This window comes from Candidatus Palauibacter sp. (assembly GCF_965237495.1).
GTDB lineage: Bacteria > Gemmatimonadota > Gemmatimonadetes > Palauibacterales > Palauibacteraceae > Palauibacter.
The window spans coordinates 548,336-566,603 of record NZ_OZ250143.1; the positions used below are offsets into that span (position 1 = coordinate 548,336).

13 protein-coding genes are annotated in these 18,268 nt (G+C 70.2%); 11 read left to right on the top strand and 2 right to left on the bottom strand.

The features are described from left to right. The first annotated feature begins 1 nt into the window (after position 1). From ACPXY0_RS02245 to cysC, 3 genes are read left to right on the top strand one after another with little or no spacing between them, the layout of a single operon-like run. Positions 2-1,348, top strand: a complete 1,347-nt coding sequence (locus ACPXY0_RS02245) for an efflux RND transporter periplasmic adaptor subunit (protein ID WP_423928071.1) — start codon at positions 2-4, stop codon at positions 1,346-1,348. Then, positions 1,345-4,578, top strand: coding sequence for an efflux RND transporter permease subunit (locus ACPXY0_RS02250; RefSeq protein WP_423928073.1), 3,234 nt, complete (start codon positions 1,345-1,347; stop codon positions 4,576-4,578). Before ACPXY0_RS02245 ends, ACPXY0_RS02250 begins: the two co-directional genes overlap by 4 nt. Before the next feature lie 7 nt (positions 4,579-4,585). Then, positions 4,586-5,194 carry an adenylyl-sulfate kinase gene (cysC, locus tag ACPXY0_RS02255; protein WP_423928075.1) on the top strand — a complete coding sequence of 203 codons (609 nt, stop codon included), beginning with the start codon at positions 4,586-4,588 and terminating at the stop codon, positions 5,192-5,194. Here cysC and ACPXY0_RS02260 read toward each other — a convergent pair. Together ACPXY0_RS02260 and ACPXY0_RS02265 are read right to left on the bottom strand one after the other, a co-directional pair. Continuing rightward, positions 5,187-5,684, bottom strand: coding sequence for a hypothetical protein (locus ACPXY0_RS02260; protein ID WP_423928077.1), 498 nt, complete (start codon positions 5,682-5,684; stop codon positions 5,187-5,189). The two genes, cysC and ACPXY0_RS02260, sit on opposite strands and share 8 nt — an antisense overlap. Beyond that, positions 5,684-7,054, bottom strand: coding sequence for an NAD-dependent succinate-semialdehyde dehydrogenase (locus tag ACPXY0_RS02265; protein ID WP_423928079.1), 1,371 nt, complete (start codon positions 7,052-7,054; stop codon positions 5,684-5,686). The genes ACPXY0_RS02260 and ACPXY0_RS02265 overlap by 1 nt, the downstream gene beginning before the upstream one ends. A gap of 95 nt (positions 7,055-7,149) precedes the next feature. On the opposite strand from ACPXY0_RS02265, the gene ACPXY0_RS02270 reads away from it, so the two are divergent. The 8 genes from ACPXY0_RS02270 to ACPXY0_RS02305 all read left to right on the top strand — a co-directional run bounded on the left by ACPXY0_RS02270 (position 7,150) and on the right by ACPXY0_RS02305 (position 18,246). Then, entirely contained in the window at positions 7,150-7,953 is an 804-nt protein-coding gene (locus ACPXY0_RS02270) for a 2-keto-4-pentenoate hydratase (protein WP_423928081.1), read from the top strand. Between the two features lie 63 nt (positions 7,954-8,016). Continuing rightward, entirely contained in the window at positions 8,017-9,594 is a 1,578-nt protein-coding gene (locus tag ACPXY0_RS02275; protein WP_423928083.1) for a 4Fe-4S dicluster domain-containing protein, read from the top strand. Next, on the top strand, positions 9,591-12,626 hold the full coding sequence (locus tag ACPXY0_RS02280) for a molybdopterin-dependent oxidoreductase (protein WP_423928085.1): 3,036 nt from the start codon (positions 9,591-9,593) through the stop codon (positions 12,624-12,626). The genes ACPXY0_RS02275 and ACPXY0_RS02280 overlap by 4 nt, the downstream gene beginning before the upstream one ends. A gap of 8 nt (positions 12,627-12,634) precedes the next feature. Beyond that, complete coding sequence (locus ACPXY0_RS02285; protein ID WP_423928087.1) at positions 12,635-13,519, top strand: TorD/DmsD family molecular chaperone; 885 nt, start codon at positions 12,635-12,637, stop codon at positions 13,517-13,519. Beyond that, positions 13,512-14,720 (top strand): AI-2E family transporter, encoded by a 1,209-nt coding sequence (locus tag ACPXY0_RS02290; RefSeq protein WP_423928089.1) that lies wholly within the window; start codon positions 13,512-13,514, stop codon positions 14,718-14,720. Before ACPXY0_RS02285 ends, ACPXY0_RS02290 begins: the two co-directional genes overlap by 8 nt. Before the next feature lie 31 nt (positions 14,721-14,751). Continuing rightward, positions 14,752-16,131 (top strand): TIGR00366 family protein, encoded by a 1,380-nt coding sequence (locus ACPXY0_RS02295; RefSeq protein WP_423928091.1) that lies wholly within the window; start codon positions 14,752-14,754, stop codon positions 16,129-16,131. 4 nt (positions 16,132-16,135) lie between these two features. Then, entirely contained in the window at positions 16,136-16,633 is a 498-nt protein-coding gene (locus ACPXY0_RS02300; protein WP_423928093.1) for a SixA phosphatase family protein, read from the top strand. A gap of 116 nt (positions 16,634-16,749) precedes the next feature. Then, positions 16,750-18,246, top strand: coding sequence for a serine hydrolase domain-containing protein (locus tag ACPXY0_RS02305; RefSeq protein WP_423928095.1), 1,497 nt, complete (start codon positions 16,750-16,752; stop codon positions 18,244-18,246). Positions 18,247-18,268: the final 22 nt, after the last annotated feature.

Consider the following 18,268-nt stretch of genomic DNA (forward strand, 5'->3'; position numbering starts at 1 on the left):
GATGGAAGACGGAACGCGACAGACGCTGTACTGGGCCGAGGAGGCGGAGGCACCCGCCTCGCGGCCGGGATTGCTGAAGCGGCTGGGACAGGGGGCGATCGTCATCGGTGTGGGGGTGCTCGGTTTCGCGCTCCTGTTCGGGATGCGCGCCGAGCCGGCGGAGGTGGAACCGCCGCGGGTGATCCCCACGGTGAGCACGGTGCCCGCCCGCGTGACGCAGGGGGCGATCAAGGTGCGGGGCGGCGGCACCGTGCGGCCCAGCGCCGAAGTCACGATCGCGCCGCAGGTCGGCGGACGCGTGATCTGGGCGTCGCCCGCCCTCGTCAGCGGTGGGCGCTTCCTCGAGGGCGAGCCGCTCCTGCGCGTGGATCCGGCGGACTACGAGAATGCCGTGGAGGCGGCGGACGCGGATGTCGCCCAGCGCGAGGTGGCCCTCCTGGAGGCCGAGGAGAACGCGCGGCTGGCGCTCGATGAATGGGCGCGGCTCGCCGCCCGCGAGAACCTCGATCCGACGCCGCCCAACGCGCTCGTCACGCGGCAACCGCAACTGGGTGCGGCGAGGGCCGCCCTCAGGAGCGCCGCGGCGAGGCTGGACGACACGCGGCTGGCACTTGAACGGACGTGGATCCGGGCGCCGTTCAACGGGATCGTGCGCGAGGAGACGGTGGACCTCGGGCAGTTCGTCGCGGCCGGGCAGTCGGTCGGCCGCCTGTACGCGACGGACGAGGTGGAGATCGTCGTGCCGCTGAGCGACAACGAGGCGGCGCTGATCGAGCGCCTGTGGAGCGCGCGGGCGGGAGAGGCCGAAACCCGGATCCCGGTCGGAATCACCTCGGAGTACGGGGGGGTCGAGTACGCATGGTCCGGATACGTGGACCGCGCGGAAGCGGCGCTCGACGAGCAGACGCGCACCGTCGACGTGGTGGTCCGGGTTCCCGAGCCGTTCACGCCCATCGAGGATGAGCCTCACCGGCCTCCGCTCCTGATCGGCAGCTACGCGACCGTGGACATCGAAGGGACGAGCTTCGAGGAGTACGCCGTCGTCCCCGCCGGCGCCGTGCGCGACGGCGACGTGCTGTGGACGGTGCAGGACGACACGCTGCTCGTCATGACGCCGGTCGAGCCGATCCAGGAGGTGGATGACGAGGCGATGGTGCTCGGATCGATCGCCGACGGGACTCCGGTCATCGTATCGATGCTCGTCTTCGTCACCGATGGCATGACCGTGCAGCCGGTGCAGTTCCTCGAGAGCGCGCAGAGCTGGGACGCGGCACCCGCGGGCGCCACCGAACCCGAAGGCACCGCCGATCCCGAGGGCACCGCCGATCGCGAAGGAGTCGGCTCATGAGGGGCGCCATCGCATGGATGGCCAACCACGGCGTCGCCGCCAACCTGCTCATGGTGCTCATCATCGTGGCGGGCATCGTGAGCCTCGTGAACCTGCCGCAGGAGACCTTCCCTGAGATCTCTCTGGACACGATCCAGATCCGGGTCCAGTACCCCGGCGCCTCTCCCGACGAAGTCGAGCAGGCGATCGTGCAGCGGATCGAGGAGCGCATCTCCGGTATTCAGGGCATCGACCGCATCACGGGCGCGGCCTCGCAGAACGTGGGGGTCGTGATGGCCGAACTCGCGCTCGGCACGGACCAGTCTCGAACGTTGGACGAGATCAAGTCCGCCGTCGACCGGATCACGAGTTTCCCCCTCGATGCGGAGGAGCCCGAGGTCGTCGCGCTCACCGCCGAGAGTGGCGTCGTGGACATCGCGATCTTCGGGGATGCCCCCGAGCGGACCCTCAAGGAGATCGCGAACCGGGTCAAGGACGACCTCACCTCGCTGCCGACGATCTCCCTCGTGCGCGTCTCCGGCGTCCGGCAGTACGAGATCTCCATCGAAGTCTCGAAGGATGCCCTGCGCGCGCACGGTCTCACGCTCGACGAAGTCTCGGCGGCCGTACGTCGCGGCAGTCTCGACCTGCCCGGCGGGAGCGTCGAGACCGATCGCGAGGAAATCCTCGTTCACATCCGGGGACAGAACTACACCCGGTCGGACTTCGCGGACATCATCGTGCGGGCGAGCGTCGACGGCTCGATGCTCCGCCTCGATGACATCGCCGACATCCAGGATGGATTCGAGAACAACGACCTCATCAACGCCTACAACGGGGAGCCGACGGCCTTCGTCAAGGTCATGAGGACGGGGGACGAGCGCGTCCTGGAGATCGTCGATGTCGTCGAACGCTACCTGCAGGATGAACTGGCCGGCTCGCTGCCGCGGGGCGTCGAGTACAGCATCTGGCGCAGCGAAGCCGAATACCTGCAGAGCCGGATCGACCTCCTCATCAAGAACGGCCGGCTCGGTCTGATTCTCGTCCTCGTGGCGCTGGCCCTCTTCCTCGACCTGCGCCTCGCGTTCTGGACGGCGGTCGGGATCGGCCTCTCCTTCGCGGGCGTGTTCGCGGTGATGGGGTGGTTCGGCATCTCCATCAACATGATGGCGCTGTTCGGCTTCATCCTCGCGATCGGGATCGTGGTGGACGACGCGATCGTGGTGGGGGAGAACATCTTCGCGGAACGCGAAAAGGGGACGCCCGGGCTGCGGGCGGCCATACGGGGCACGCGGCGCGTGTCCGTGCCGGTGATTTTCGCCGTGCTCACGACCGTGGCGGCGTTCACCCCGCTGCTCTTCGTTCCCGGGAGCCTCGGGAAGTTCCTCTACGTGATCCCCGCCATCGTGATCTCGGTGCTCGTGCTGTCGCTCGTCGAGGTCCTGTTCATCCTCCCGTATCACCTCTCGCACCTGCCGGCGCCGGGCGCGCACCGTGCGAAGAAGGGACTGCTGGGACCGGTGTACCGCCTCCAGGCGCTCGTGCAGACGCGGCTGCAGCGCTTCATCGATGGCCCGCTGGAGCGCTCGGTACGATTCGCGGTACGGCGCCCGGGGCTGATTGTGCTGGGGGCCCTCTCCTCCCTGTTGCTCGTGGCGGGACTCGTCGCGGGACGCCACCTGCGGTTCAGCCTCCTCCCCGTGATCGAGGGCGAGGAGGTCGTCGCCTACATCGAGATGGCCGAGGGGACGACGAGCGAGCGCACATTGGAAGTCGCCAGCTACGTGGAGCGCGAGGGATACGCGGCGGTCGCGGAACTCGAGGCGGGGCTGCCGGAGGACGAACCGCCGCTGATCGAGGCGACCTTCACGAGCGTCGGGGAGCGGCCTTCGATGGCGGGAGGGCCCAGCATGAGCGCGGAGGCCAGCTTCATCCAGTCGAACATCGCCGAAGTCAGCCTGCGATTGTCCGACCCGGAGATCCGCAGCGTGCCGGCCATTGAAGTGGAGCGGGCGTGGAGGGAGCGCGTGGGCCCCGTCGCCGGCACCCGCGAACTCACCTTCAGTTCCGTCCTCATCGACCTCGGGTCGCCCGTGCAGGTGGAGCTGTCGCATCCCGACACGGCGATGCTGAACTCGGCCGTTCCCGAACTGGTCTCCCGCCTGACGCGCATCGCCGGGGTGACGGAGGTCCGCGACGACCAGAGCCGGGGCAAGCGGGAGCTGGAGCTGGAACTCAAGCCCGCCGCGCGAACGCTCGGGATCACGCTCGATGACCTCGCGCGCCAGGTGCGCGGAGCCTTCTTCGGGAACGAGGTCTATCGACTGCAGCGCGGCCGCGACGAGGTGCGCGTGTACGTCCGGCTTCCCGACTCGGAACGGAACACGCTCGCCGACCTGCGGGACTACCGGATCAGGACGCCGACGGGCGGCGAGGCGCCGCTGTCGGAGGTCGCGGATGTCTCGTTCGGCGTGGCCTCATCGACGATCAACCGGATCGATGGACGCCGCATCGCGACGGTCACGGCGGATGTGGACGCCGCCGTCATCACGGGTCAGGAAGTCAACACGGAGATCACGTCGGCGATCCTGCCGGAGCTTCAGACCCGGTTCCCGGGCCTGCGCTACGGGTTCGGCGGGGAGCAGAGACAGCAGACCCTGGCGTTCGAGGGGCTCGCGCGCGGCTTCGCGCTCGCCCTGCTCGCGATCTACGCGCTCCTCGCCATCCCGTTCCGGTCTTACGTGCAGCCGCTCGTCATCATGGCCTCGATTCCGCTGGGGCTCGTCGGCGCGGCGCTCGGGCATCTCATCATGGGACTCGATATCGGCATGCTCTCCATGTTCGGCATCGTGGGCCTTTCGGGCGTGGTCGTGAACGACTCGCTCGTCCTCATCGATTTCATCAACGAACGGCAGCGCGCGGGACTCCCCATGGCGGAGGCCATCGTGCAGGGGGCCAAGGTCCGCTTCCGCCCGATCATGCTGACCTCCGTGACCACGTTCCTGGGGGTGTCGCCGATCATCCTCGAGCGCAGCACGCAGGCGCAGTTCCTCTCCCCGATGGCGGTGAGTCTGGGCTTCGGGATCCTGTTCGCGACCTTCATCATCATGCTCGCCGTGCCGGCGCTGGCGATGATGAACCACACGCTCACGCTCCGGGTAAGGCGGGCGATCGGGCGCGGCGGCCGGCGTGAGCCGGAACTCGGTCTGGCCACGGGCGGGCTCGAACCCCCGCCGCCGCTGCATCCCTGAGGCCGGCGTGGAACTCGCGCGCGCGGGCGGTCCATTGCGGGAGCTGAACGTCGAATGGCAGGACTTCGACGTGACGCGGGAGGCGCGCGAGGCGCTCAAGCTGCAGCGCGCGCAGTGCCTGTGGCTGACGGGGCTGCCGGCGTCCGGGAAGTCCACGATCGCGAACCTGCTCGAGAGGCGGCTCACGGCGGAGGGCCGCCACACCTATCTCCTGGACGGCGACAACCTCCGCCACGGCCTCAACCGGGACCTGGGGTTCGCGGAAACGGACCGGGAGGAGAACATCCGGCGCGTGGCCGAGGTAGCGCGTCTGATGGTCGATGCCGGCCTGATCGTGATCGTCGCGCTCATCAGTCCGTTCCGGGCGGGGCGGGACTACGCGCGCAACCTGTTCGAACCCGGCGAGTTCCAGGAGATCTTCGTGGACGCCTCGCCGGCCACCTGCGCGGCACGGGACCCCAAGGGGCTCTACGCCCGGGCGCGGCGGGGAGAGATCCGGAACCTGACCGGCGTGGACGGCCCCTACGAACGGCCCGAGCGGCCCGAACTCCGGCTGGATACCGAGGAGCGTTCGCCGGAGGCGTGCGTCGAACTCGTCGTGGCCGAGTTCACGTAGGGCTTCGGCCCGGTCCGGGAGAAGTCAGGCTTCTCACGCGGGCGCAGGCGGCCAGATCCTCGTTCGGGGCGCTGGCCTCGGCGGGGAGGCGGTTCTCGAGAGCCAAGAACACGGGCCCGGTCCAGTCGCGCGGGCTCGGGTCGAACCGGAAGCGGGCGCGGCTGACGACCTCTACGGCCCACACGTCCGGCCCCTCGCGCTCGACGAAGACACCGACGACTTCGCCCTGGTCCGCTTCGAGGGCCATCTCCTCCGGGGCCTCGATCTCGGGCTCGTAGCTGTGGGCGAGCACGAAGCCGTTCCCCACGTTCTCCCGCTCGATGACGAGCCCGGCGTAGCGGACGGCCTCCACGACGCCCTCCCACAGCGCCTCGTATTCGAGCCGGTAGCAGCGGGCGAGGCCGGTCCCCCGGTACTCCAGTACGCTCCCCGTCGCGAGACACCCCGCCGCGACCAGTCCAGCGAGCGGCGCCGCGACGGCCAGCCGCATCAGTCCGCGCCGACCCACACCGTCTTCACGTTGACGAACTCGCGGATCGCGTGGGGGCCGAGTTCGCGCCCGTATCCGGAGCGCTTCACGCCTCCGAAGGGGACGCGGGGGTCCGAGGCGGACATGCCGTTGATAAAGACGGCGCCGGCCTCCAGTTCCCGCACGGCGCGCGCCCGCTCGTCGGGATCGTTCGTCCAGATCGCGGAACAGAGGCCGAACTCCGTCGCGTTGGCGCGCTCGATGGCCTCGTCCAGATCCTCGACGGGGAAGACGCTCGCGACCGGTCCGAAGATCTCGTCATCGGTGGCCGGGGAGCCGTCCGGCACATCCACGAGGACGGTCGGATCGTAGAACCACCCGCGGCGCTCCGGTACGCCGCCGCCCGCGGCGACCCGGGCGCCCGCCGCCACCGTGGCCTCCACCTGGCGCGCGACCTTGTCCCGCAGGTCCCGCCGCGCGAGCGGTCCGATCGCGACCTCGGGGTCCCGGGGGTCGCCGACCTTGAGCGCCGAGACGCGCTCGATCAGGCGCGCCGCGAACTCGTCGGCGATCGAACGCTGGACGAGCATCCGTTTGGCGGCGATGCAGGACTGGCCGTTGTTCCACATGCGAGCGTCGACCGCGGTGGCGACGGCCCGCTCGAGGTCGGCGCTCTCCATGACGATGAAGGGATCACTGCCGCCGAGTTCGAGCACGGTCGTCTTGATGCGGCGGCCCGCCTCGGCCGCGAGCGACGAGCCGGCGGCGACGGAGCCGGTGAGGGAGGCTGCCTGGACGATGGGGTCGTCGAGCAGGCGCGGGATGTCCTCGATCTCGGCGAAGAGGTTCTGGAACACGCCCTCGGGGAAGCCGGCGCGCGCGAACAGGCCCTCGAGGGCGATGGCGCACTGCGGGACGTTCGGCGAATGCTTGAGCAGGAAGACGTTGCCCGCCATCAGCGTCGGGACCGCGGAGCGCATCGCCTGCCAGAAGGGGAAGTTCCAGGGCATGATCCCGAGGACGGCTCCCAGGGGGTGGTACTCGACCCAGCAGCTCGTGCCGGTGGACTCGAAGGGTTCGGATTCGAGTTGGGCGGGGCCGTGCTCCGCGTAGTAGCGGCACACCCAGGCGCACTTTTCCGCTTCGGCTACCGCGCTGGCGAGCGGCTTCCCCATCTCGCGGGTCATGAGGAGGCCGTACGCGTCCTGCCCGCGCTCGACGAGATCCGCGAGGGCGAGCAGCCGCCGCGCCCGCTCGTCCAGCGACACCCGCTTCCACGCGTCGAAGCCGCGCCGGGCCCGGTCGAGAGCCGCATCGATCCCGGCCGCGTCGAGGGCCGGGAACGAGGCAAGCTGTTCCTCTGTCGCAGGATCTATACTCTCGAAGGGCATCTCATCCTCCCTCGCGGAACGTTACCATGGGGCGCATCGTCCGGTTTCCGTGCGCCAGTCGCAAGCCCCGGCCGACCTCCGCGCAGGAGCGCCCCGTGACCGAAGCCGAAATCGCCCGCGCGCTCCTCTCCGCCCGCGACGGGCGCCACGCGACGACGCCGCCGACCCGGCACGGCGCCGGGTTCGGCCTCGACGAGGCGTATCGGGTCGGCGCGGCGCTCGACCGTCGCCTCCGCGAGCGCGGATACCGGCGGGCGGGCTGCAAGGTGGGCTTCACGAACAAGGCGATCTGGTCCCGGTTCGGGATGGAGGAGCCCATCGTGGCCCCCGTCTACGACCGGACCATCCACGCCGCGGCGCCAACCGCCCGGGTATCGCTCGCCGCCTTCTGCGCACCGCGCATCGAGGTGGAGGTCGTCTTCGGGGTCGATCCGGACGGCGGGATTGCGGGGGCCGAGGGACCGGCCCGGCCGGCCTGGGTCGCGCTCGGGTTCGAGATCGTCGACTGCCACTATCCCGACTGGCACCTCACGCCCGCGGACTCGGTGGCGGATTTCGGACTGCACGGGGCGCTCGTCATCGGCCCCCGCATCGAACGGGCGGCGCCGCGCTTCGAGGAGCAGGTCGCCCGCCTCGACCGGCTCGAGGTCTCGCTCCTGCGGGACGAACGTCCGTCGGCCCGGGGGCGAGGGCGCGACGTGCTCGGCCACCCGCTCGCGGCGCTGGACTTCGTTCCCCGGCTCCTGCCGCGCTTCGATGGCGCCGGGATGCCCGCTTCGGGCGGCGTCGTGAGCACGGGGACGATGACCGCGCTCGAACCGCTCGCCGCGGGGGAGCGCTGGCGGGTCGAGGCGTGCGGCGTGGACCTCCCCGGCCTCGAGCTCGTCCTGACCGACTGAGCGGCCTTGCCCGGCCCCTCACGACAGGGGAACATAGCAGCGCCATGTGACCCAGGAGCTTGCATGCCAGAGTCCACGCCGACAGAGGCCGGCCCGGTCCGCTGGGCGAAGGTCATCGATCAGACGCGCTGTATCGGCTGTCACGCCTGCACGACGGCGTGCAAGTCCGAGAACGAGGTGCCGCTCGGCGTCACGCGCACGTACGTGAAATACGCCGACGTCGGGACGTTTCCCGCCACCCGGCGCGCGTACCAGGTCACGCGCTGCAACCAGTGCGACGATGCGCCGTGTACGACGGCGTGCCCCACGCAGGCCATGTTCCGGCGCCCCGACGGGATCGTCGACTTCGACAAGTCGATCTGCATCGGCTGCAAGGCCTGCATCGCCGCCTGCCCCTACGACGCCATCTTCATCAACCCGGAGGACCACTCGGCGGAGAAGTGCAACTTCTGCGCGCACCGCATCGACATGGGGCTGGAGCCGGCCTGCGTCACCGTGTGCCCGACCGAGGCGATCATCGTCGGCGACCTCGACGACCCCGAGTCGAAGGTGTCGCAGTACGTGGGACGCGATCCGGTGAGCGTCCGGCGGCCCGAGAAGGAGACGCACCCGAAGCTGTTCTACAAGGGGGCGCACCAGGCGACGCTCGATCCGCTGGCCGCCATGCGGCCGGACGGCGGATTGTACATGTGGAGTGAACAGCCCCGTGGTCCGCACGAGATCGGGTCGGGCCAGCCGTACCCGATGGAGGCGGACGGCCGCCACGGTCCCAATTCCTCGGCCGCGGCCATCCTCTCGTACGATGTGTCGCACACCGTGCCCTGGGACTGGCGCGTGAGCCTGTACACGCTCACCAAGGGGGTCTCGGCCGGCGTGTACCTCGCGGCGCTGCTCCTTTGCCTGCTCGGCGGCCTCGCCTGGCAGGGCGCGGAATGGCTCAGGCTCACGCCTCTCCTGGGGCTGTTCGCGCTCGCCGTCACGGGCGGGCTCCTGATCTGGGATCTCGAGCACCCCGAGCGCTTTCTCATGATCTTCACGCGGCCCCACATGAAGAGCTGGCTCGTCCGGGGGGCGTTCGTGATCGCGGGCTACGGGCTGGCCCTCACCGCGCACCTCGCGGCGGGGCTGATCGGCGGCGATGGAGGGGTGGCGGCGACCCGCTGGCTGGCGTGGGCGGGGGCGCCCCTGGCGGCCATGACCGCGGTCTATACGGCCTACCTCTTCGCGCAGGCCAAGGCGCGCGATCTGTGGCAGAATCCGCTCCTGCCGCCGCACTTCCTCGTACAGGCCGTGCTGGCCGGCGGCGCGGCCCTGATGCTCGTCCCGTCGCTCGGCGGGTCCGCCGCGCTGGGCCGGCTGGTCGGGCTGTCCGCCGCCGCGCACCTCCTGCTCCTGCTCTCCGAACTTACGCTCACGCACGCGACGGCCCACGCCGCCCTCGCCGCCCGGAACATGGTGCGCGGCCGCTACGCCCCCTGGTTCTGGAGCGGCGCCCTGCTCGTGGCGCTGGCCGCCGCCCTGACGGTGATCCCCCTCGGCGGCGCCTGGGTGGCGCCGGCCGCCGGCATCGCCGCCCTCGCGGGCCTGCTCGCGCACGAGCACGCCTACGTTCAGGCCGGCCAGTCCGTGCCCCTCGCATGAGCACCTCCCGCGGCCCCGGTCCCGACGGCTCCGGCGCCGGGCCGAACGGGGCCGGCCCCGACGGCGTCTCGCGCCGACTCGACGAACTCAACGAGCGGGTGAGCGCGGCGCGACACGAGACCGAGCGCCGCGGCGAGACCTTCTATCCCGGTCCCAGCCGCACGCACCTCGCCGCCTTCCCGCCCCGCGAACGGTGGGACGACTGGGTCGAACTCGACTCGAAGGCATGGCCGAAGCGGCGCGAGCGGCGCTACATGCTCGTGCCGACGACGTGCTTCAACTGCGAGTCGGCGTGCGGACTCCTCGCCTACGTCGATCGCGACACGCTCCAGGTGCGGAAGTTCGAGGGGAACCCCGAGCACCCCGGCTCCCGGGGCCGGAACTGCGCCAAGGGCCCGGCCACGCTGAACCAGATCGTCGACCCCGACCGTGTCCTCTACCCCCTCAAGCGGGCCGGCGCGCGCGGCGAAGGAAAGTGGGTGCGGGTCTCGTGGGAGGAAGCCCTCACCGACATCGCGAACCGCATCCGCACGGCCCTCGACGAGGGACGTCATCGCGAGATCATGTACCACGTGGGACGACCGGGCGAGGACGGGTTCACCGAACGCCTGCTCGCCGCGTGGGGCATCGACGGGCACAACTCGCACACGAACATCTGCTCCTCGAGCGCCCGCGCCGGCTACCAGTTCTGGCTCGGCATGGACCGCCCCAGCCCCGACCACGCCCGCGCCGACGTCATCCTCCTGGTGAGTGCCCATCTCGAGGCCGGCCACTACTTCAACCCCCACGCCCAGCGCATCATGGACGGGATCAAGAAGGGCGCGCGCCTCATCGTGTTCGATACGCGTCTGTCGAACACCGCCACGCACGCCGACCACTGGCTCCCCACGCAGCCCGGCTCCGAGGCGGCCGTCCTGCTCGCGATCGCGAACCACTTGATCACGACAGGGGCCTGGGACCGGGAATTCGTCCGCCGCTGGTTCAACTGGGAGGAGTACCTGGCGGCCGAGAAACCGGAGCTGCCGCGGACGTTCGAATCGTTCGAGAGCGCGCTGCGCGAACTCTACGAGGACTGCACCTTCGAGTGGGCCGCTGAGGAATCGGGGATCGACGCCGCTCAACTGCGCGAAGTGGCGGAAATCGTGGCCCGGGCGGGTTCGCGGCTGTCCACCCACACCTGGCGTAGCGCCGCCTCGGGCAACGAAGGCGGCTGGCAGGTGGCCCGGACCCTCTTCTTCCTGAACGCCCTCACCGGATCCGTGGCGACGCCGGGCGGGACCTATCCGAGCACGTGGAACAAGTTCATCCCGAAACCGATCCGGATGCCCCGTCACCCGGAACACTGGAACGAACTCACGTGGCCCGAGGAGTATCCGCTCTCGATGTACGAGGTCTCCTTCCTCCTCCCACATTTCCTCAAGGAGGGCCGGGGGAAGCTCGACGTGTACTTCACGCGCGTCTACAACCCGGTGTGGACGAACCCGGACGGATTCTCCTGGATCGAAGCCCTCACGGACGAGACGAAGGTCGGTCTCCACGTCGCCCTCACACCGACCTGGAACGAGTCGGCCTACTTCGCGGACTACGTCCTCCCCATGGGCCACGGCCCCGAGCGCCACGACCTGCACTCCTACGAGACCCACGACGGCCAGTGGATCGCCTTCCGGCAGCCCGTCCTCCGTTCCGCGCGGCAGCGTCTCGGCGAGCAGGTGGCGGACACCCGCCACACCAACCCCGGGGAGGTCTGGGAGGAGAACGAGTTCTGGCTCGAACTCTCGTGGCGCATAGACCCGGACGGGAGCCGCGGCATTCGCGAGTTCGTGGAGTCGAAGGAAACCCCCGGCCAGCGGCTCACCGTGGACGAATACTACGGCTGGATATTCGACCACTCCGTCCCCGGTCTCCCGGAGGCGGCGGAGGCCGAGGGGCTCTCGCCACTGGAGTACATGCGACGCTTCGGCGCCTTCGAGGTGGCGCGCGATATCGGCCCCCTGTACGAGGAACAGGTATTGCCTGAGGAATTCCTGGACCCTCGGGAAGACGAGTTCGGCCGCATCTATACGCGCGCCCCGAGTCCCGCAGCGGTCAATCTGGCGCCGATGGGCGTCCCCGACGACGACCCGGAGGGACGCCGCCCGGTGGGCGTGCGCGTGCCCGATGGCTCCATCCGCCGCGGCTTCCCGACCCCGAGCGGGAAGCTCGAGTTCTACTCGCCCACCCTCGTGCGCTGGGGCTGGCCCGAGTACGCGGTCCCCGCCTACATCCGGAGCCACGTGCATCCGGCCGAGATGGCGCCGGACCAGATGTGCCTCATCTCCACCTTCCGGCTCCCGGTGCAGATTCACACCCGTTCGGCCAACAGCAAGTGGCTGGATGAGATCGCGCACACGAACCCGCTCTGGCTCCACCGCACGGACGCGGCGCGGATGGGGGTGAGGACGGGGGACCTCGTGCGGGTCGAGACGGAGATCGGCCACTTCGTCCTCAAGGCGTGGGTCACGGAGGGGATCAAGCCGGGCGTCGTCGCGTGCAGCCACCACATGGGACGCTGGAAGCTGGCGGACGGTGCCGGGACGAAAGAGCCGGGGCGGGCCGGGCGCGGCGAGCGCGAGGGCGTCCTCGGCCAGCGGCAACTCATGGCGACCGTTGCGATGGATGAGGACTCGGCGGGCGGCTGGAACCTGTCGCGGAAGCGGGGCGCGGGGCCGTACAAGACCGACGACCCGGACACCTCGCGCATCTGGTGGACGGACGTGGGGGTGCACCAGAATCTCACCTTTCCCGTCCATCCCGACCCGGTGTCCGGGATGCACTGCTGGCACCAGGCGGTTCGCGTCGTGAAGGCGTCCCGCCGCGACCGTCACGGCGACATCCACGTCGACACGGCGAAGGCCCACGACGTGTACCGGAACTGGCTGAAGAAGACCCGGGGCGCCCGGCGGCATTCGCCGGACGGAACCCGGCGACCCCACTGGCTGATCCGCCCCCTCCGCCCCGTGCGCGACGCGTACGACCTGCCCGACCAGGCGTAGACCCGGCGATGGAACTGTTCCGCGCGCTCGGCGCCCTGCTCGACGCTCCCTGTTCGGAGAACCGGCTCCTCGGCCACCTCCTCGAACTCGGTCCGGTGCCGGACGAACCGACGCACAACGACCTCTTTCTGTTCCAGCTCTACCCCTACGCCTCGGCCTTTCTGGGGGACGACGGCCGCCTGGGCGGGGAGGCGCAGGATCGGGTGGCCGGCTTCTGGCGCGCGCTCGGGGCCGATCCGCCCGCCGACCCCGACCATCTGGGGGCGCTGCTGGGAGGCTACTCCCGACTCGTCGAGGCCCAACTCGGAGCGAGCGGGAAGGCCGCCGCGGCCTGGCGCGACGCGCGGCACGCCTTCCTGTGGGAGCACCTGCTGTCGTGGGTCCTGCCCTTCCTCACCAAGCTGCGGCAGATCGCGCCTCCGTTCTACCGGAGCTGGGCCGACACGCTCGAGACGGTCCTCTCCCGGGAGTCCGCGCTCCTCGGTCCGCCCACGCGGCGGCCGCTCGCCCTCCGCGAGGCGAGCCCCGTGCCCGACCCGCGGAGCGCGGAGGCCGACCGCTTCCTCTTGGCGCTGCTGAGTCCGGCGCGCAGCGGACTCGTCCTCACCCGCGCCGACCTCGCGCGGGCGGCGCGCGGCCTGGGTCTCGGACTCCGCGTGGGCGAGCGCGCCTACATCCTCCGGTCCATGCTGGCGCAGGGCCCCCGGGCGACCCTCGGCTGGCTCGCACGGGAGGCGCGGGAGTGGGCGCGTCTCCACGATCGCACGGGGAGCACGGCGCCGGAGGTGGCCGATTTCTGGACCCACCGCGCGACCGCGACGAGTCGTCTCCTCACCGATCTCGCGGCAGACATCCCGGACATGCCCGATGTCACGGATACCGCATGTGACTGAGCCCGCCGCGAAGCCGCCCCTCGATGCGGCGCGCTTCCGCGCCATCTTCCTGCTCCTGCTCGTCGTCGGCATCAGTCTCCTGTTCCTGGAGACGATCCGGACCTTCCTGACGGCGCTCTTCCTGGGGGCGATTCTCAGCGGCCTCCTCTATCCGGCCTACCGGACGCTGTGCCGGTGGTTCGGAGGCAGAGAGGGCCTGGCCTCCGCCGCCGCACTAGGTGTGTTCGTCATCATCCTCCTCGGTCCGATCGCGACCTTCCTCGGCATCGTCACGAACCAGGCGGTGCACGTCTCGCAGTCGGCGGGCCCCTGGATCGAGGACATGCAGACCCGGCTCGCCGAGCCCGGAGGGTTCGATGAGCTCCTCGACCGCGTCCCCTTCGTCGAGTCACTGCGGCCGTACCGGGAGCAGCTCGTCCAGAAGCTGGGCGAGGTCGCGGCCACCGCGGGCGGCTTCGTGGTCGCGAGGCTCACCGATATTACGAAGGAGATCGCGCGGCTCGTCTTCCTGCTCTTCGTGATGCTGTACGCCATGTTCTACTTCCTCAAGGACGGACGCGGCGTGCTGCGCAAGGTCCTCTATTACCTCCCCCTGTCCGACGAAGACGAGAAGCGGATGCTCGACCGGTTCGTCTCCGTGACGCGGGCGATGGTCAAGGGGACCTTCCTCATCGGGATCGTGCAGGGCAGCCTCGCCGGCCTCGCCTTCTGGGTCGTGGGGATCCCGTCGGCGGCGTTCTGGGGCACGGTCATGGCGGTGCTGTCGATCGTGCCCGGCATCGGGTCCGGGCTCGTGTGGCTGCCGGCGGCGATCTACCTGCTCGCCATCGACCGGATCGGGGCCGGGATTGGGCTGCTGCTCTGGTGCGGCCTCGTGGTGGGGATGCTCGACAACCTCATGCGCCCCTGGCTCGTGGGACGCGACACCCGCATGCCCGACCTCATGATCCTCCTCGGCACGCTCGGCGGGCTGTTCGCGTTCGGGATGGCCGGCGTGCTCATCGGCCCCATCGTGGCGGCGCTCTTCATCACGGTGTGGGAGCTGTACGGCGAGTCCTTCCGCGACATCCTGCCCGCGACGGCGTTCGGCGGCTCGGCGGGCTCGCAACCCGAACCCGCGGAGGATGCGCCCGAACCCGCCGCGGACGTGGCCGCCGTAGACGCGCCGGTCGCCCCCGAGACGGCCCCGCCGGAGGATTAGCCCCATCGACCGCCCCGCGTCGAGAGTTGGCGTGCTGGACCGGCTGCGGGACGGCGGCGCGGCGCTCTCCCGCTTCACGGAGCGCTGGACGCCGGACGCGTGGGTGATCCTCATGTCGCTGACCGTGGTCGCGCTCATCCTCGCGGTCACGGGAGGGGGCGCCACGATCCCGGAGGCGGGGCTCGCCTGGGGCGCGGGCGTGTGGACGCTGCTCGAACTCGCGATGCAGTTCTCCATCGCCATGGTAGCCGCCCACGCGTGCGCCTCGTCGCCCCCGATGTACCGGCTGCTCGATCGCCTGGCGCGCTGCCCGAACCCCGAGCGTCCCGTCCAGGCCGTCGCCCTCGCCGCCGGGTTCTCCATGGTGGCCGGGTATCTCAACTGGGCGTTCGGGCTCGTCGGTTCCGCGCTCTTCGTCCCGTTCATCCTCAAGCGCAACCCGCGCGCCGACGTGCGCCTCGTCATCGCCGCGGCCTACATGGGCATCGGGACCGTGTGGCAGAGCGGCCTCTCCAGCTCCGCCCCGCTCATCCTCGCCACCCCCGGCAACCCCCTGCTCGAGCCCGGGGCCGGCGCCCCCATCGTGGACCGTCTCTATCCCGTCACCGAGACCCTTTTCAACCCGTTCAACCTCGGGTACGCCGTCGTCATGCTGCTCGTCGGGCTCGTGGCCGCCATGGCGCTCCACCCCCACCGCGACGTCGTCACCCTCACCGAGGCGGAGGTCGACGAAATCCTCCCCGCGCCCACGCCACGCCTTGAGGCCGCGACCACGCCCGCCGAGCGGCTCGACCGCTTCCGCGGCTGGTCGCTCCTCGCCGCGATCCTGTTGGCCTATCCGCTCGTGTACTCGATCGTCACGCGGGGCTTCGGGGCGAGCTGGACGATCAACGCGTACAACACCGTGTTTCTCGTCCTCGCGCTCGTGCTGCACGGCCGTCCCACCTCGTTCCTGCGCGCCTGCCGCGACGGGGTGGGCGCCGCGTCGGGGATCATCCTGCAGTTCCCGTTCTACGCCGGCATCTTCGGCCTCATCCAGAACACGAACCTCGGAGGCTGGCTCGGCGAGCAGTTCGCCGCCGTCGCCACGACCCGGCTCTATCCGCTCGTCGTCTACTTCTATTCGGGACTCATGAGCCTGTTCATCCCCTCGGCCGGCTCCAAGTGGATGATCGAGGCGCCGTACGTCGTCCCCGCCGGCGAGGCGCTCGACGTCTCCGTCATGACGACCCTGCTCGCGTACGCGTACGGGGACTCGGCCTTCAACCTCATCCATCCGTTCTGGGCGCTCCCGATCCTCGCCGTGACGCGCCGCCGCTTCGGGGAGGTACTCGGGTATGCCTTCCTCATCTGGCTCGCGACGGTCCTCCTCGGCATCGGGACGATGCTCGTCATCCCCACCACCTGGTGACGCCATGAAGACGCTCCTCATCCTCCGGCACGCCAAGTCGTCGTGGGACGACGCCGGGCTGCGCGACCACGACCGGCCGCTGAACCGGCGCGGGAACCGCGATGCCCCGCGCATGGGACGGCTGATCGCGGAGCAGGATCTCGTGCCCGAGCGCATCGTGAGTTCGACCGCCGAGCGCGCGCGCACGACCGCGGAACTCGCGGCCGCCGAGTGGGACAGCGAGGTGGAAGTCGAGACCACCCGCGCCCTCTATCTCGCGTCTCCCCACGCCTACGTCGACGTCGTGGAGGACATGGGGGGAGCGACGGAGCGCCTGATGGTGGTCGGGCACAACCCGGGCATCTCCGCGCTCGCCATGCACCTCACGGGTGAGGTCGACTTCATGCCGACCGCCGCGCTCGCCGCCGTGGAACTGGACATCGACGACTGGTCCGCGCTGGGTTCCGCGGCAGAGGGCCGCCTGATCGCTTTCTGGAGGCCGAAGGCGCTCCCGCCCGACTGAGACGCGGCCGGAAGCGCGGCCCCAAACGCGGCGGAGGATCCCTTCCCCGTTCCAGAGGCTCCGGCATAGCTTCCGAGATGTCCCGCAACGTGCCGACCCGAGCGGAGGATGCCCCGATGACCCGACCTTCGATCTACTTCCGGGCCGCCGCGGCGGCGCTCGTCTTCCTGTTCTTCCTGCCTCTACTGACCGGCGTTCCCGGAGCCGACGGCGTGCGGGCCGCAGCCCAGGAGAAGGCCGCGCAGGATCCCGGGGTCGGCGAGGCCCTGCACCTGCTCGACGTGTGGATGGACGCCGCGCAGGCGTATGAAGGGATCCCCGGCGCCTCCCTCGCCGTCGTGCACGACCAGGAGCTGGTGTGGGCGAAGGGGTACGGCTACGCGCATGTGGAGCGGAAGGAGCCGGCCACCCCGTCGACGATGTATTCGATCTGCTCGATCTCGAAGCTCTTCACCTCGGTCGGCGTCCTGCAGCTGCGGGACCAGGGGAAGGTGAGGCTGGACGATCCGGTGGCGAAGCACCTGGACTGGTTCACGATCAAGGACGGCTTCCCCGAGGCGGGACCCGTCACGATCGAAGGTCTCCTCACTCATTCTTCGGGTCTGCCGCGCGAGGCCGCGGCCCCGTATTGGACCGGCCCCGAGTATCCCTTCCCGACGCACGAGGAGATCGTCGATCGGCTTCCGTCACAGGCGATGCTCTACCCGCCCCGGACCTACTTCCAGTACTCGAACCTCGCGCTCACCCTGGCGGGGGAGATCGTCGTCGCCGCGTCGGGACACTCGTTCGACGACTACGTGCGCGCGAACATCCTCGACCCGCTCGGGATGTCGAGCACGTTCACGGATCTCGACGATCGCTTCCGTGGGAACCGCCTGGCGAGTGGGTACACGGCGCGGGGGCGCGACGGGAAGCGCGGGCTCGTGCCCGACTACCGGGTGCGCGGCATCAGCCCGGCCGCCGGGTTCATCTCGACCGTGGAAGACCTGGGGCGCTTCGCCTCATGGCAGTTCCGCGTCCTCGACGGCGACGACTCGCTACTCGACCGCAACACGCTGCGCGAGATGCACCGCGTGCACTGGCTCGAGCCGGACGGGGAGACCACCTACGGGCTCGGCTTCTCCGTGTGGAAGTCCGACGGCGACACCTTCGTGGGCCACGGGGGCTCGTGCCCCGGCTATCGGAGCCAACTCCTGCTGCGCCCGCGGGACCGGATCGCTACGACGTTCATGACGAACGGGTCGGGGGTGAACGCCCGCAGCTTCGCCCAGACGGCGTTCGACATCGTGGCCCCGGCGCTTCGGCGCGCGGCGAAGGGCGAGGCGGGCAAGGCCGCCGACGGGGCATTACAGCGCTACACCGGCGCCTACCAGCGTCCGCTGGGCGGCGAGAGCGCCGTCCTCGTGTGGGACGGCGACCTGCACGTGCTGTCGCTCCCGTCCGGCAACCCGCTCGACGCGATGGAGCGACTCCGCCGCATCGAGGGCGACACCTTCCGCCGCGTACGGGACAACGGCGACCTGGGCGAGGCGTTCATCTTCGAGGAGATGCCGGACGGCGCGATGCGCATGTGGCGCAACAACAACTTCAGCGTGCGACCGGCCGGGTTGTGAGAGCGCGGGCCACCAGGGGGGG

What these genes read in the sequence shown, in the direction of transcription:
- ACPXY0_RS02245 (WP_423928071.1), top strand. Translation starts at nt 2, where the DNA reads ATGGAAGACGGAACGCGACAGACGCTGTACTGGGCCGAGGAGGCGGAG.
- ACPXY0_RS02250 (WP_423928073.1), top strand. Translation starts at nt 1,345, where the DNA reads ATGAGGGGCGCCATCGCATGGATGGCCAACCACGGCGTCGCCGCCAAC.
- ACPXY0_RS02260 (WP_423928077.1), bottom strand. Translation starts at nt 5,684, where the DNA reads ATGCGGCTGGCCGTCGCGGCGCCGCTCGCTGGACTGGTCGCGGCGGGG.
- ACPXY0_RS02265 (WP_423928079.1), bottom strand. Translation starts at nt 7,054, where the DNA reads ATGCCCTTCGAGAGTATAGATCCTGCGACAGAGGAACAGCTTGCCTCG.
- ACPXY0_RS02275 (WP_423928083.1), top strand. Translation starts at nt 8,017, where the DNA reads ATGCCAGAGTCCACGCCGACAGAGGCCGGCCCGGTCCGCTGGGCGAAG.
- ACPXY0_RS02280 (WP_423928085.1), top strand. Translation starts at nt 9,591, where the DNA reads ATGAGCACCTCCCGCGGCCCCGGTCCCGACGGCTCCGGCGCCGGGCCG.
- ACPXY0_RS02285 (WP_423928087.1), top strand. Translation starts at nt 12,635, where the DNA reads ATGGAACTGTTCCGCGCGCTCGGCGCCCTGCTCGACGCTCCCTGTTCG.
- ACPXY0_RS02300 (WP_423928093.1), top strand. Translation starts at nt 16,136, where the DNA reads ATGAAGACGCTCCTCATCCTCCGGCACGCCAAGTCGTCGTGGGACGAC.
- ACPXY0_RS02305 (WP_423928095.1), top strand. Translation starts at nt 16,750, where the DNA reads ATGACCCGACCTTCGATCTACTTCCGGGCCGCCGCGGCGGCGCTCGTC.